Raw genomic sequence first — 16,082 nt, 5'->3', positions numbered from 1 at the left:
AGTCGACATCTACGACCTTTCGAAGTAGATCGCGGCCGTGTCGACCAAGCCGCTCCCCACCGCTCCGCTCCGAAGGACGCCGCTCTACGACGAGCACATCAAGCTCGGCGGCCGCATGGTCCCGTTCGCCGGCTGGGAGATGCCGGTCCAGTACAAAGGCGTCACCGAAGAGCACAAGGCGGTGCGCTCCGCCGCCGGGCTGTTCGACGTCTCGCACATGGGCGAGATCATCCTGAGCGGCGAGCACTCCGGACAGGTGGTCGACTACCTCGTCACGAACGACGTGAAGAAGCTGGAGGACGGACACGCGCTCTACACGTGCGCGTGCAACGAGGCCGGAACGATCCTCGACGACCTCATCGTGTACCGGATCGACGCGCGGCAGTGGCTCATCGTCTGCAACGCGTCGAACCGCGACAAGATCGCCGCCCACATCCGGGGCGCGGCGCAGGGCCACTGCAGCTTCGAGGACGCGTCGGATCGCACGGCGATGATGGCGCTCCAGGGGCCGAAGGCGCTCGACATCGTCGCGCTCGCGGGCGGCGACGGCCCTGCGCTGCGCGAGCTCGCGCCGTTCCACTTCCGCGACGCGACCCTCGCCAACGTGCGCTGCACCGTGGCCCGCACCGGCTACACGGGCGAGGACGGCATCGAGATCTTCTGCTCGCCGTCCGACGCGCAGCGGCTCTGGCGCGCGCTCGTCGAGCTCGGCGGTCCGCTCGGCCTCGAGGCGACGGGCCTCGGCGCGCGCGACACGCTCCGCCTGGAGGCGCGCCTGTCGCTGTACGGCAACGACATCGACGAGACGACGAACCCCATCGAGGCGGGCCTCGGCTGGGTGGTGAAGCTCGACAAGGGCGATTTCGTGGGCCGCGCCGCGCTCCAGCGCATCAAGGACGAGGGCCCCGCGCGCAAGCTGGTCGGCTTCGAGATGACGGGCCGCGGCATCGCGCGCCACGGCTACCCGCTGCTCGACGTGAGCGGCGCGAAGGTCGGCGTCTGCACGAGCGGCAGCCCGGGGCCGACCGTCGGCAAGAACATCGGGCTCGGCTACCTGCCGGCGCCGATGGCGGCGATCGGGACCGCCTTCCAGGTGGACTGCCGCGGGCGCACGGTCGAGGCGGTCGTGGTCAAGACCCCGTTCTACAAGCGGGCCTGACCCGCGCCGAGGCGCGCCGCGGCGGGCTGATCCGAGCGACCGTGCGCGGCGACCAGAGACTCAGGTTGGCAAAGGGAGAAGAAGTCACATGGCGAGCGACAATGTCCGAACGGACCGGCGGTACACGAAGGACCACGAGTGGGCCAAGCAGGAGAACGATCTCATCGTGATCGGGATCACCGCCTTCGCGGTCGAGCAGCTCGGCGACATCACGCTGGTCAACCTCGACGTGAAGCCGGGCGACACGATCACCGCGGGCACGGCGTTCGGCACGATCGAGAGCGTCAAGACGCTGAGCGATCTGTTCGCGCCGGTGAGCGGCAAGGTCCAGCGCGTCAACGGGGATCTCGAGAACCGCCCCGAGCTGGTCAACGACGACTGCTACGGCAAGGCGTGGATGATCGAGGTCGTGCCCTCGGACGAGGGCGAGCTCGGCACGCTCATGGATCCCGACGCGTACAGTGAGCTCCTGAAGACCGCGGCGCACTGAGCGCCGCGCCCCTCCGCATTCCGCATCACCCTTCCTGCTTCCCGCTGCACAAGACCATGCGCTACCTGCCCCACACGCCCGAGGAAATCAGCGAGATGCTGCAGGCCGTCGGCCTGTCGTCGCTCGAGGAGCTCTACAGCGCGATCCCGAAGGAGGCGCGCCTCACGCGCCCGCTCTCGATGGAGCCTTCGCTCGACGAGGCCTCGCTCATGCGGCACCTCGAGGAGCTCGCCCAGAAGAACCGCGCAGGGCGCATGCTCTCGTTCCTGGGTGCCGGCGCCTACGAGCACCATTTCCCGCCGGCCGCCGATCAGCTGCTGCTCCGCAGCGAGTTCTACACCGCGTACACGCCGTACCAGCCCGAGGTCTCCCAGGGCACGCTCCAGGTGATCTTCGAGTTCCAGACGATCGTGAGCGAGATCCTCGGGCTGCCGATCGCCAACGCGTCGATGTACGACGGCGCGAGCGCGCTCGCGGAGGCCGTGCTGATGGCCCGCCGGCTGACGGGGCGCGAGCGCACGGTGCTGTCCGGGGGCGTGCACCCCGACTATGTCGGCACGGTCGAGACGTACGTGCACGGCATCGGGACCGGCAAGGCGTCGCTGGTCGGCGTCGACGTCGGCCGCGACGGCACGGCGGACGTCGAGGCGCTGACGCGGGCGATCGACGAGACGACCGCCTGCGTGGTGGTCGGCTATCCGAATTTCTTCGGTGTCGTTGGCGACATCCGGAAGGTGGCCGAGGTGTGCCACCAGAAGGGCGCGCTGCTGATCACGGTCACCCTGGACCCGTACGCGCTCGCGCTGCTCGAGTCGCCGGGCGCGCTCGGCGCCGACATCGCGGTGGCGGAGGGCCAGCCGCTCGGGCTGCCGCCGCAGTACGGCGGCCCCAACGTCGGGCTGTTCGCGTGCCGGAACGACCGCAAGTACCTCCAGCAGGTGCCCGGCCGGCTTGTCGGCGAGACGGTCGACAAGCACGGGACCCGCGGGTACGTGCTGACGCTCGCGACGCGCGAGCAGCACATCCGCCGCGAGCGGGCGACGAGCAACATCTGCACGAACAGCGGCCTCTGCGCGACGGCGGTCACGATGCGGATGTGTATGCTCGGCAAGCGCGGGTTCGTGGAGGCGGCGAAGCAGTGCCTCTCGAAGGCCGAGCACCTGAAGCGGGAGATCGCGCGGCTCGACGGGTACTCGCTGCCGATGGCGGCGCCGACGTTCCACGAGTTCGTCGTGAAGGTCCGCGGCGGGGACGCGGGGAGGCTCACGCGGGCGCTGGCGGAGCAAGGGATCATCGCGGGGCTCGATCTCGGGCGGATCGACGCGCGGCGGCGGGACGAGCTGCTCGTCGCCGTGACCGAGCGGCACAGCCGCGCGGATCTCGATCGGCTCGTCGAGGGGCTCGCGGGGTTCACGGGGTGATGCGGGGGACGCCCGCGGGTGATTCCAGGCGGAACGCACGGTAGCGTCGAGAGACAGAGCGTCGCGATCGTCGCCGGGAACGCCAGACGACGTGAGTGGAGTGTGCCAATTCGAGGCGCAGGGCACGACGCGGGCCCTCCCCCACAAGCTCGCCGGCGGATGCCTAGACGGTCGAGATTTCCTCTGATGCAAGTATTCCTCGATCCGAGGGATACTGCGCCCCCATGCGGCGGGGAGAGGTAATCGCCGGACGATTCGAGATCGAAAAGCTCGGGGGAATCGGCGGCATGGGGGAAGTCTACCAGGCTCGCGATCGAGCCTCGGGCGAGCCCGTCGCCGTCAAGCTAGTGCAGCAGCTCGACCCGAGAAACGTCGAGCGCCTGATGCGCGAAGCCGCTGTGCTCGCCGAGCTCAATCACCCGGGCATCTGCCGCTATGTGGCGCACGGGATGACAGCGGAGGGAGTCCCCTACCTCGCCATGGAGTGGCTCGAGGGCGAGGATCTCTGCACGAGGCTCGGGCGTCGAGGGCTCAGCGTGGACGAGACGGTCACGCTCATGACACGCGCCGCCGAGGCGCTCGCTGTCGTGCACGCGCACCGGATAGTGCATCGCGATCTCAAGCCTTCCAATCTGTTCCTCGTGGAGCGCGACGTCGCGCGGGTGAAGCTGCTCGACTTCGGGATCGCCCGGTTCTCCGATGCATCACGAATGACCCAGTCGGGGATGATCGTCGGAACTCCCGCCTACGTCGCGCCTGAGCAGGCCCGGAGCAGGACGACGGTCGACGCGCGCGCCGATGTATTCGCGCTCGGCTGCGTGCTGTTCGAGTGCCTGACCGGCGTACAGGCCTTCAGGGGCGACAGCTTCATGTCCATCCTGCTGAAGATCGTGCTGGAGGACGTCCAGCGGGCGAGCGAGCTGCGGGCCGATGTGCCGCCATCCCTCGACGTGCTGTGCACCCGGATGCTGGCCAAGGACCCGGCGGAGCGACCATGCGACGGCGCCGCGGTGGCCGCGGCGCTCAACGCGGTGGGCTTGAGAGCGACGCTCCCCATTGAGGAGGTGTCGGCCCCGGTGCCCTCGGTCCGCTCGCCGCTCTCCTCGCCCCCGCCATCGCTGACCCACAAGGAACGAAGGGTGACGTGCGTGCTGCTGATGGCCCCCGAGCCCCCCAGGGCCGGCGGCGCGGGACGACCGGACGCGGAGACCGAGATCGCGTCCACCCCAGAGGAGATGACGCGGGAGGTCGCTGCGCTCGGGGTTCAGCTCGACCTTTTGATGGACAGCTCGATCCTGATGACGTTCACTGGAACTGGCCTGGCCACGGATCAGGCGGTGCGAGCGGCCCGCTGCGCGCTCTCGCTGCGCAAGCACGCCGGCGGCCGCCGGCTTGCGCTCGCGACGGGCACCGCAGAGCTGTCGGGGAGGCTGCCTGCCAGCGACCTTATCGACCGGGCGACACGTACGCTGGCGCAGCCCGTGCCCTCGGCCGGCGCCGCGCACGCGGCAGGCCAGGCGCGGCCGATCGCGATTGACGAGGTGACCGCCGGGTTGCTCGACGCCCGCTTCGATGTCTTCGAGACGGAGACCGGCCTGTGGCTCCAGGGCGAACAGGCCCTCACGAAGGGCGCGAGGACGCTGCTCGGCAGGCCGACCGCATGTGTCGGGCGCGACTGGGTGATCGCGGCCATCGAGGCGCTGCGCACCCAATCCATCGAGGAGTCGAGGGCGCGCGCGGTGCTCGTGACGGGGCCGGCCGGCATCGGCAAATCGCGCATCGCCTACGAGCTGCTGCTCCGCGTCCGCCAGCGCGATCCCCCCTTCGCCTTGTGGGTCGGCCGAGGAGACCCGCTGCGCACGGGCGCCGCGCTCGGCCTGCTCGGTCAGGCGCTGCGGCAGGCCTGCGGCGGCATCCAAGACGGAGAGCCGCTGGAGGAGCGCCGCGACAAGCTCCGCGCCCACGTGAGCAAGCATTTCGACGGGGCCGAGGCGCGGCGCGTCTCGGAGTTCCTCGGAGAGCTCCTGAATACACCGTTTCCCGACGAGGACAGCATTCAGCTGCACGCCGCGCGCCGCGACGTCCGGCTCCTCGGCGATCAGATGCAGCGCGCCTGGGTGGACTTCCTCGAGGCGGTGTCCGGGGAGCGCCCTTTGCTCCTCGTGATAGAGGACCTGCACTGGAGCGACGCGCCCACGGTTCAATACCTCGACGAGGCGCTGCGCCGCGTCCGCGATCGGCCATGGATGCTGCTGGCGCTGGCGCGCCCGGACGTGCACAAGCTGTTCCCCCGGCTGTGGGCCGAGCGGCAGCTCCAGGAGATTCGCCTCGAGCCGCTGACCTCCAGGGCCAGCGCGCGGCTCGTGAGGCAAGTGCTCGGCGACCAGGTGAGCGAGGCGACCCTGGAGCGCATCGTGACGCAGGCCGAAGGCAACGCGTTCTACCTGGAAGAGCTGATCCGCGCGACCTCCGAAGGGAACAAGCAGAACACTCCGGAGACCGTGCTGGCCATGGTGCGGTCCCGCCTCGAAGGGCTGGACGACATGGCGCGCCGGCTGCTGCGCGCCGGGAGCGTGTTCGGCGACGTCTTCTGGCGAGGCGCGATCGACTCGCTGCTGGGTGGCATGGATGACGGGTCGATCGACGATCACCTCGCCCGGCTGGAGGGCCTCGAGTGGATCATCACGCGTTCGGCGTCGAGGTTCCAAGGCGAGCGGGAGATCGCGTTCCGGCACGCGCTCGTGCGCGAGGCGGCTTATGGGATGCTCACCGAGGAGGATCGCGCGCTCGGGCATCGGCTGGCGGGGGCGTGGCTCGATCGCGCCGCGGAGCCATCGGCAGCGGTGATCGCCGAGCATTTCGATCGCGCCGGCGAGCACGCGCGCGCCGCCGAGCTCTACCGGACGGCGGCAGCGCAGGCGTTCGCCGCGAACGATTTCGCCGCGGTGCTGCGGTGGGCCGAGCGCGCCCTCTCCCTCGGGGTCAGCGGCGCGGCGCGGGAGGAGCTGCTCTTGCTGCGGGCCGAGGCGCGCCGGTGGCGCGGGGACATCGCGGAGTTCGGTCGGTGCGCCCAGGTGGCCTTGCGCGTGCTGCCGAGGGGCACTGCGCCCTGGTATGCGGCGCTGGCCGAGGCCGGACGGGCGGCGAGGCACCTCGGGCAGCCGGAGGACCTCGTCCTGTTCGACACGATGCTCGCGGACGCCTGGCGGCCCGACGGGCAGGCGACCGCTCCGGCGGTGACGACGGCCGCGTCGATCGCGCTCGACCTCCTGCTCGCGGGTCTCCACGAGCGGGCCGAGGCGCTCGATGCGCGCATCGCGTCGGTCGCGGAGCGCTTTCGCGACGACCCGAGCGTGAGCGGGCCGATTTATCGGCAGCGCGGGATGCGTGAGCTCTTCGCCGGCCATCTGGAAGAGAGCTGCGCGTTCGCCGCGCGCGCGCTCCGTTGCTACGAGGAGGTGGGCGACCTACGGAGGGCGTGCGTCGAGCGGTGCAACCTCGCATTCCGGGAATCCCTGCTCGGCGCGTACGCGGAAGCGATGACGCGCCTGCGCGCCGCGGTCGCTGAAGCCGAGCGGATGGGGCTGGACTACGTCCTCGGCTTCACGTTGCACGACCTGGGTCGCGTCCTCGGCCGTACCGGCGCCCTCGAGGAGGCGTGCGTGGTGGAGGCGAAGGCCGCCGCCCTGTGCGCCGCGCAGGGCAGTCGGCGGGGGGAGGGCTGGTCTCGCACCTACCTGGCGGGGATCCTGCGAAGCGCGGGCCGGCTCGACGAGGCGGAGGGCGAGGCCCGCCGCGCGGTGGCGCTGCTGGAGACCGCGCAGCAAGCCCAGGTCGCGGCCCGAGCGACGCTGGCATCCGTGCTGCTCGCGCGCGGCCGGTCGGCCGAGGCGCTCGCGGAGAGCCACGCGGCCATGGCGCTGCTGGCCACGGTGACGAAGGTCGAGGAGGGCGAAGCGCTCGCCCGCCTCGTGCACGCGGAGGCGCTCTTTGCGGCGGGCGAGCGCGGCGCGGCCCGGGCTGCGATCGCCGACGCGCGCGACCGGCTCCTCGCTGTGGCCGTGCAGATCGCCGATCCCCGGACGCGCGACGGATTCCTCCAGAACGTGGAGGAGAATGCCCGAACGCTGGAGCTCTCGCGGGCGTGGGTGGACCACGGCCCGGGTGGACAGCCGGCCGGGTAAGGCCAGGGTACGCGTTGCCGATGTCGGCGCCGACGTTCCACGAGTCCGCCGTGAAGGTCCGAGGCGGGGACGCGGGGAGGCTCACGCGGGCGCTGGCGGAGCAGGGGATCATCGCGGGGCTCGATCTCGGGCGGATCGACGCGCGGCGGCGGGACGAGCTGCTCATCGCCGTGACCGAGCGGCACAGCCGCGCGGATCTCGATCGGCTCGTGGCGGGGCTCGCGGGGTTCACGGGCTGAAGCGGCAGGCGGGGCGGGGCGGGGCGGGGAGTGCCGAGTTGCCCCGCCCCGGCCAAGCCCGGAACGCACCGGCGTCGCTGCGTTCAGAGCACGTCGGGCGCAGGCGGCGCGGCGGGGCCCGGCTTGACCTTCGCCTTCGTCTGCGGTGCGCCACGCCGAGCCGGACCAGGAAGTCGCGCCGGGGGCGGGAGCGCGTCATCGGGCCGATGCGCCGGGGATCCGCCCGGCTCGCTTCACTCGGTCACCAGCTCGAGCACCGGCTTCGCCGTCGCGATCTCGTCGACCCCGGCGCCGACGCACGCGCCGCCCGCGATCGCCGAGGACGACGTCACGAACGGGGACGTGCCGTCATCGAGGCGATGGCTCGGAGACGGCGCGCCTGCGGATGCGCTGAAATCGTGCTGGGGAGCGGGCGGATCTGGCGACTTTTGTGGCGGGGTCGCGCTGTCTGTTATCGGTTGTAATTGCTATTTACTCGTCGCTCTGGTCCCTTCGCGCCCGCGGAGGAAAGCAATGACGCCGGGGATGGGTGAAGCGGAGAGCGCTCGCGTGCTGCGCTCTGGTGCTCCTCGTAGGGGGGGCATGTAGCTCCGGATCGTCGGACGATGAGGGGCTGCGCGGTACGGCGAAGCTCGCGGCGGGCGCCGAGGACGCGACATGCGTGACGATCCAGCGCGGTACGGCCGGCGCGGTGGAGGACGGGACGATCTGGGAGACGTTCACGACATCGATTGACTCGACCGTGCTCCTCCGGACGGGCGCGCTAGCCGGCTTTGATTCCAGCGCCGGCTTCGCGGTCGTGATCTCGTCGCTCTGGAGCTCCCGTGCGCGCCCCGACGGCGGGATCAGGCGCGCGCGTGGATGCGGCACCAAGACACTCGGATTCGCTTCGCATGACAAACATGGAGTTCCGTTTTTTTGAATGTGGAGCTCCCAGGTGGCCCCTAAGGTGCGCCATCAGCCCTGCTCGGCGCAATGCCGTTCAGTATAAAAATCAATGACAAGGCACAGGGCGACAGCGCTTGGTTGGCAATGCTTTGCGGTTCAACGCGTCCGCCATCCAGCGGTGACGTGCAGCAGTTCTCCTTTCTCTTCTTCAATAAGGAGATATCGAGTGAGACATCACGAGCCATCATCCCTTCGACCACTAGGATCCATCAGGGTCTTACGCAACGCTTGGCGGAAGTACTCCCTGCTGATGGGGGGCGTCCTGTTCAGCGCAACTGCGACCGGCTCCGCGTGCAGCTCGAGCTCACCGGAGGAGGAGCTGCACGGCACCGCGAAGCTCGCGGCGGGCACCGAGGACCCGACGTGCGTCACAATCCAGCGCGGGACCCTCGGCGCGGTGGAGGACGCGACGATCTGGGAGACGTACCCGACCTGGAGCGACTCGACCGTGCTGCTCCGCACGGGCACGCTGGCCGGCTTCGGCGTGCGGCACGCCGTCCTCCGCTTCGACCTCTCGCCGCTACCCCCAGCGGCGCAGGTCGCCTCCGCGACGCTGCGCCTCCAGCAGATCTACCGGGACGATACCAGCTCCAGCACCATCAACATCCACCGGATCCTCTCGCCGTGGACCGAGCCGACGGTGACCTGGCAGAGCCTGGCGAACGGCACCGATTTCGACCCGGCGATTGCGGCGTCGTTCCAGTCGCTTCCCGGCGCCGGCATGCGTTCGGCCGATCTGACCGCGCTCACCGCGGCGTGGCTCGCTGGAACTACGCCGAATCACGGCGTGTTGCTGGAAGAGGCGCCGGTCCTCACCACCTCCTTCCGGAGCAGCGAGGAGCCGAATGTGGCCACGCGGCCGAGCCTCGAGGTCTGTTACACGACCGCGCCGACTTGCACCGGCACGCTCGACGACGGCGACGCGTGCACGACGGATACCTGCGATCCGGTGCTGGGCATCGTGCACACGCCCATCGCGACCGACGACAGCGATCCGAGCACGATCGACACGTGCGACCCGGCGACCGGCACGGTGACGCACGTGGCCTGTCCGGCGCTGGATCCGACCGTGGCCACGCTGCTGATCGACGCCGTGGGCTGCATCTACCAGGGGCCGAACGCGCCGCAGACGGGTGTGACGGCGACGATCGCCCCGGCCTCGGTGGCGGTCGTCAAGGGCAAGGTCGCGACGCGAGCGGGCGTCCCGATCTCGGGCGTGAAGGTGAGCGTGCTGCACCATGACGCGGGAGACGCGGAGAGCTACGGACAGGTCCTCACGCGCGCGGACGGGGCCTTCGAGCTGGTCGTGCGGGGAGGTCAGCCGCTCACGATGAAGTACGAGAAGGCCGGCTATCTGCCGGTGCAGCGGCAGGTGGGCACCCAGTGGCAGCGCTGGTCCGCTGCGCCCGACATCGTGCTGATCGAGAGCGATCCCGTGGTGACGCCCGTCGCGCTGGGCAGCGGGGCCGGGGCGCAGGTCGCACGCGGGAGCGTCCAGATGGACGAGAGCGGCACACGCCAGGCGACGTTGCTCTTCCCTTCGGGCACGACGGGGACGATGACCGTGCCGAACCCGAGCGGTCCGCCGGGGGCGACGATGACCGTGGCGTTGCCGGCGGAGGTGCACGTGCGCTCGACCGAGTACACGGTCGGCCCGAACGGCCCCGAGGCGATGCCGGGAACGCTGCCCCCGACCAGCGGGTACACGTACGCGGTGGAGCTCGGGCTCGACGAGGCGGTCGCCGCCGGGGCGACGAAGGTCGAGTTCAACCAGCCCATTCCGTTCTATGTCGAGAACTTCCTCGACTTCCCGGTCGGGATGCATGTGCCGCTCGGCTATTACGACGCCGAGAAAGGGGCGTGGGTGCCGGCGAACGACGGGCGCGTCATCGAGATTCTCGCTGTGAGCGGCGGGGTAGCGTCGGTCGACATCGACGGCGACGGCGCGGCCGACGACGCGAGCGAGCTCGGCGCGCTCGGGATCAGCGCCGAGGAGCTGGAGCAGCTCGGCGCGCAGTATGCGGTCGGGACGAGCCTCTGGCGATCCCTGGTCACGCACTTCACCCCGTGGGACTGCAACTGGCCGTTCGGTCCGCCCCCTGGCGCTCCGTCGCCCCCCGTTCCTGACGACGACGACGACGGCGACGGCGACGGCGACGGTGGCGGCGACGGCGACGGCGACGGCGACGGCGACGGCGACGGCGATGGTGGCGGCGACGGCGATGGTGGCGGTGACGACGACGACGACGACGACGACGACGATCCGGACGACCCCAGCCTCGAGTGCGGATCCATCATCGAATGCGAGAGCCAGAGGCTCGGGGAGGGCTTACCCATCGTCGGGACGCCGTTCGACCTCCACTACAAGAGCGATCGCACCGAGGGACTCAACCGGAATCGCCTCGCGATTCCACTGACGACGTCGGCCGTGCCCCCCAACCTCGAGCGGATCGAGTTCAAGGTCACCGTGGCGGGAAAGACATTCGATATGCGCGTCGACTGTCCCTGCTCGCCGAACCAGCAGTACACGTTTGAGTGGGACGGAAGAGATATGCTCGGGCGTGTGGTTCCCGGAGTGCAGCCGGTCACAGTGGACATCAATTACGTATACGAAGGCTATTACTTTGTGCCGGCTGCGCAGGGAGCGATGTCGAGCGGTGGCGGCTCGGGCAGCGGCGGTCCGCGATCCTTCGGAGCGCCCGCCGACGTGATCATCACGGGGAACCGCACTCGGCAGGAGATCTCCCTGGGCCGACGCTGGGAGAGCACGCTCGGAGCGTGGACCAACAGCACGCCTGCCCTCGGCGGGTTCAGCTTGAGCCATCATCACGTCTTCGATCCCGGCATGTCCATGCTCTACAGCGGCGACGGCTCGCGTCGCACCGGCCGAGCCATGGTCGCCGTGCTCCAGCGCATCGCCGGCTATCCACCTCCTCCTGCGAGCAGCGCCACCGCTGAGGGAGTCCGCGCCGACAGAGTGCCTATTGCTGTCTCTCGCGGAATCGCCGTCGGTCCGGATGGAAGCATCTACTACTCCGAGCGTTATATGCATCGCATCCGCAAGATCTCGCCCGACGGCTTCGTCAACACGATCGCCGGCGTCAACGCGCAGGCCGGATTCAATGGAGATAACCAGCCTGCGACTCAGGCGTTATTGAACGAGCCTGGGCGACTCACGATTGGACCCGACGGTGCCATCTATTTCATCGACGAGCGCAACTACCGCGTCCGTAAGATCTCGCCCGATGGAATCATCACCACGGTCGCAGGCAACGGTCTATTAGGCACTCGACCGCCCGACGGTGTGCTCGCCACTTCCGGCTCCTCGGGCTCCGTGTATGGCCTCGACGTTTCCAGCGACGGTAACCTCTACCTGGCATTCAACAATTCTATCCGCAAGGTGGCGCCTGACGGGATAATCACGACGGTTGCAGGCTCATGGAACACCAACGCCGCTGTCAGCTCCGGCGACGGCGGCCCCGCTGTCGATGCCCGATTCCGTTCGATCTATGATATGGCACTTGGGCCGGACGGATCAATATATATCTCGGAATCCTCCGGACAATCGTGGGATGGTACCCGGATCCGGCGGATCGATCGCAGTGGGATTATCAGCAAGATCGCGGGCACCGTCGAGACGACCACATCCGAGGACGGGGTGCCCGCGATCTCGGCTTCGATCGGTGTTCCCAACTCACTGGTGGTCGGACAGGACGGCAGCGTGTACTTCGCCACGCGGTCTGGCGAGCTGCTGCAGGACAATCTCATCCGGCGCATCTCGCCCGATGGGGTACTCACCACGTTCGCCGGCAACCGAGCTCCTCGCCCTTGGAATTGCGATGCTTGCGGTCTCGGCGGTCCCCCGACCGCGGCCTGGTTCTTACAAGTGACGGATTTGGCCGTTACTCCAGATGACCGCCTGATGTTCATCGATGGCAACGGCAGCTACTCCTACATCGGCCGCGTCGACATGGCGCTCCCGCGCATCCAAGCGGCTCACTTCGCGATCGCGAGCGATGACGGGACCGAGGTGTACATCTTCGACCAGCAGGGTAAGCACCTCGTCACTCATGACACTCTCCTCGGCACCGTGCGCTACGAATTCGGGTATGACGCCAAGGGGCGGTTGAGCACGATCACCGATGTCGACCAGCAGGTCACGACCATCCAGCGCAACGCAGACGGCTACCCGACGGCCATCCTCGCGCCGACCGGGCAGAGCACCGCGCTCACCCTCGACGCCGAGCACTATCTCTGGAAGGTCACGAATCCGGCGAACGAGACGACGACGCTCTCGTATTATCCGAACAGCGGGCTGCTCCAGTCCCTCGAGGACCCGCTCGGCCGGCTGCACCAGTTCGAGTTCGACGCGAAAGGACGCCTCATCAGGGACGAGGATCCGGCGGGCGGCTACAAGCAGCTCACCCGGACCGAGATGCCCAACGGCCACCGTGTCACGGTCACGACCGCGATGGGGTTGACCCGCGGGTACGAGGTCGCGACGCTGCCGGACGGCAGCAAGCAACGCATCCGCACCGGATCGGACGGGCTCTCGACCGTGGAACACATCAGTACGAGTGGTGCCAGGACGACCACGGCGCCGGACGGCACCGTGACCTCCGTCGAAGTGAAGGGGGACCCGCGCTTCGGCATGCAGTCCCCATTGGTCAGCAGCGAGGTCACGACGACCCCCCTTGGACGAACAAGGCAAGTTACCCGATCGCACTCGGTGGTCCTCACGGATCCGACCAACGCGCTGAGCGTGAGCTCGTTGACCGATTCCATATCGATCAACGGGCGCGCCTCCTCTCTCGTTTTCAACAAGGCCACGAGGGCGACCGTCCACACATCCCCTGCGGGGCGCCAGTCCACGGTCACCCTCACCCCCGAGGGGCGGACCCAGCGCATCGCGGTGCCCGCAATCCTGCCAATGGATTTCACGTACTATCCGGATGGTCGCTTGAGCGCGCGAACCCAGGGAGCCAGGACGTGGACGTACACGTACGAAGATAACGGCTGGCTCACGACGGCAACCGATCCACTGCTCAACACCGTCTCTTTCCTTCACGATGCGGTCGGCCGCTCCACGCAGGTGACGAGGGCCGACGACGAGGTGATCGGAACGAGCTACTATCCCGGCGGACTCGTCCACACGGTGACGCCGCCGGACCGGCCGGCGCATACATTCGGTTATACGCCGGCAGATCTCCTGGAGGAGTACCTGGCTCCGGCCGTCGGCGGTGCTCCCGTGGATACCTCGTGGTCCTACGATCTGGACGGCATGCTCACGAGCTTGGCGCGCCCAGGTGAGGCCGCGACGGTTTACACGCGGGACCCGTCCACAGGTCGCCTCAGCCAGGTGGCGCTGCCGCTGGGGATGGGCACCATCAGCTACGCCTATCATCCGTCGACTGGAAGACTCACGACCATCGCCGGTCCTTCAGGTATCTCGCTCAATTTTGCCTACGATGGCATGCTCTTGACCGGTCTGACGTGGACAGGAGCCGGGTTCGGGGGCAACTCCTCGAGTGTGCAGTGGGTCTACGACAACGACTTTCGCATCGATACGGAGACCGTGAGCAGCGGTGCGACCATCAACTTCGACTACGACCCAGACGGCCTCCTCACCCAAGCGGGCGGGCTCACGCTCTCCCGGCATCCCGACAACGGGACGTACTCCGGGAGCACGATCGGCGTCGTGAGCGATACGATCACCCGCGACGCCTATGGCGCCGCGGCGACGTACGTCGCGCAGGCGAGCGGCTCGACGCTGTACGAGGTGACATACACGCCCGACGCTGTAGGGCGTATCCAGAGCATGACGGAGACGATACAAGGGCAGACCGCGACGTACGAGTATGTTCGCGACCTCGTCGGCCGCCTCACTGACGTGTATCACGACAGCGTGATCGCGGCGCACTACGATTACGACGCGAACGGGAATCGTCTGTCGCGAACGTCGTCCGCGGGGACGGAGAGCGGTACGTATGATGACCGGGATCGGCTCCTGAGCTATGCACTCAAGACCTACGAGGTGAGCTCGGCGGGCGACCTCACGAGCATCACCGATACGACCACGGGAGCGACAACGACGCTCACCTACGACGCGCGCGGTAACCTCCGCCAGGTGGAGTTGGGCACCGGTGACGTGATCGAATACCTGGTGGATGGGGAGGACCGCCGGATCTGGAAGAAGAAGAACGGCGCGGTGGTGCAGGGGTTCATCTACCGCGACGACCTGCGACCCGTGGCGGAGCTCAATGCCGCGGGCGCGGTGGTGGCGCAGTTCGTCTACGGGCAGGGTCGCAATGTCCCTGATCTCATCCTGAAGGATGCGGCGACCTACCGGATTCTGACGGACCACCGGGGCAGCCCGCGGCTGGTCGTCAACACCTCAACCGGAGCGATAGCGCAGCGCATCGATTATGATGAGTTCGGCCGCGTCCTCCAGGACACGAATCCGGGCTTCCAGCCGTTCGGCTTCGCCGGCGGGTTGTACGACGTTGACACGAAGCTGGTGCGCTTCGGAGCGCGAGATTACGACGCGGAGGTGGGGCGGTGGACGGCGAAGGATCCGATCTGGTTTGACGGTGGAGACACAAACCTGTACGGGTACGTGCTCAACGATCCGATCAGCTTCACGGATCCGAACGGTCTCAATCCATTCTCCCTTGTGATTTGCTCCCTGAGCGGACGCAACTTGGTGGACTGCGTGGCTGACATGGCGTCTGAAGTGGCATCCAAGTACGGTTCTAGTTCTGGATCTGATTCTGGGTCTGGGTCTGGCCCGAGGCAGTTTCCGGGCGGCTTCGGTATGTGCCCGGCCAACGACAACGGCAAAGAACGGCGGGACAAGGATTGTCAAGCGAGGGCAATAAAAGTCTATGAGCTGTGCATGAAGACCAGGGGTGATTCTGATCACTGCAACCGGGCGATGCAGGCTTTCTGGGCGGCGTGCGTCGCTGGGCGGGACAAGCTGTGAATCCAGCGGCCTGTGTGTTCTGTGGGACGACGAGGTCGGCGGATGAACTCGTCGTCGGGCCGCGCGACGGGATCTGCTTCGAGTGCCTCGCGGTATGCCATCTGATTGCGAGCGATGAGCCTCGCTATCGAGAGGCGCTGGAGAATATCATGCACCAGAGAGAGCACGCGAGCCAGGCGACGGACCGGGTACGTCGAGCAGGCTGTGGCTCTTGCGGCGGACCGCCAGGAACGAGCCACGACGAGCTGGGCGCCTGTGCGAGTTGCGTCACGGCGCTGGCGCGCGAAGTGTCCAATGACCCGGAGCGCTGGTGCCGTGTGTTGCCCAGCGCGACAAGGAATGTTGGCGAAGCGGCGGATGAAGCTGATGCCGAGGTGCGCGCCGACCTGGCATTGGCGTACCTGGAAATGAGGTGCTTCGATGAGGCTCTACATGAAGCGATAGCTGCGCTGACAGGCCCGGAGCCTCAGCGTGCGGTGCCGGTCGCTGGGCGGGTCCTCTTGAGCCTGCTCAGTCCGCGCGGTCGCTGGCAGTTTCGAATGAGGCGCGGACGCTGGTCGTCGTCCTGAGGACCTCCCCTTCAAGGCCTGACACGACCTCGGCTCCCGCGAGACATTGGCAACGCCGGGGCTGGCTCCTGGCCAACGGCCCGGAGTCTC

General features: G+C 68.2%; 6 protein-coding genes. All 6 read left to right on the top strand.

The features are described 5' to 3' along the window. Positions 1–37 precede the first annotated feature (37 nt). The 6 genes from gcvT to WMF29_RS10695 all read left to right on the top strand — a co-directional run bounded on the left by gcvT (position 38) and on the right by WMF29_RS10695 (position 15,423). On the top strand, positions 38–1,159 hold the full coding sequence (gene gcvT / locus WMF29_RS10720) for a glycine cleavage system aminomethyltransferase GcvT (protein WP_437328746.1): 1,122 nt from the start codon (positions 38–40) through the stop codon (positions 1,157–1,159). Between the two features lie 88 nt (positions 1,160–1,247). Then, positions 1,248–1,649, top strand: a complete 402-nt coding sequence (gene gcvH / locus WMF29_RS10715; protein ID WP_437328745.1) for a glycine cleavage system protein GcvH — start codon at positions 1,248–1,250, stop codon at positions 1,647–1,649. A 56-nt stretch (positions 1,650–1,705) separates the two neighbouring features. Then, positions 1,706–3,070, top strand: coding sequence for an aminomethyl-transferring glycine dehydrogenase subunit GcvPA (gcvPA, locus tag WMF29_RS10710; protein WP_437328744.1), 1,365 nt, complete (start codon positions 1,706–1,708; stop codon positions 3,068–3,070). Between the two features lie 224 nt (positions 3,071–3,294). Continuing rightward, positions 3,295–7,254, top strand: coding sequence for a protein kinase domain-containing protein (locus WMF29_RS10705; RefSeq protein WP_437328743.1), 3,960 nt, complete (start codon positions 3,295–3,297; stop codon positions 7,252–7,254). A gap of 20 nt (positions 7,255–7,274) precedes the next feature. Then, a complete protein-coding gene (locus WMF29_RS10700) occupies positions 7,275–7,493 on the top strand; it encodes a hypothetical protein (RefSeq protein ID WP_437328742.1) in 219 nt (72 codons plus the stop codon). A gap of 1,198 nt (positions 7,494–8,691) precedes the next feature. Beyond that, positions 8,692–15,423: a DNRLRE domain-containing protein gene (locus WMF29_RS10695; protein WP_437328741.1), complete on the top strand. Its 6,732-nt coding sequence runs from the start codon at positions 8,692–8,694 to the stop codon at positions 15,421–15,423. Positions 15,424–16,082 lie beyond the last annotated feature (659 nt).

Origin of the sequence: Sorangium sp. So ce381, from assembly GCF_051473845.1 — a bacterium.
GTDB classification, from domain to species: domain Bacteria; phylum Myxococcota_A; class Polyangia; order Polyangiales; family Polyangiaceae; genus Sorangium; species Sorangium atrum.
Note: the sequence above shows the minus strand (reverse complement) of the source record. Positions and strands in the feature narration are given on the sequence as shown.

Bases quoted from the DNA above. Each gene is read 5' to 3' on its own strand.
- gcvH (WP_437328745.1), top strand. From the start codon at position 1,248: ATGGCGAGCGACAATGTCCGAACGGACCGGCGGTACACGAAGGACCAC.
- gcvPA (WP_437328744.1), top strand. From the start codon at position 1,706: ATGCGCTACCTGCCCCACACGCCCGAGGAAATCAGCGAGATGCTGCAG.
- WMF29_RS10705 (WP_437328743.1), top strand. From the start codon at position 3,295: ATGCGGCGGGGAGAGGTAATCGCCGGACGATTCGAGATCGAAAAGCTC.
- WMF29_RS10700 (WP_437328742.1), top strand. From the start codon at position 7,275: ATGTCGGCGCCGACGTTCCACGAGTCCGCCGTGAAGGTCCGAGGCGGG.
- WMF29_RS10695 (WP_437328741.1), top strand. From the start codon at position 8,692: ATGGGGGGCGTCCTGTTCAGCGCAACTGCGACCGGCTCCGCGTGCAGC.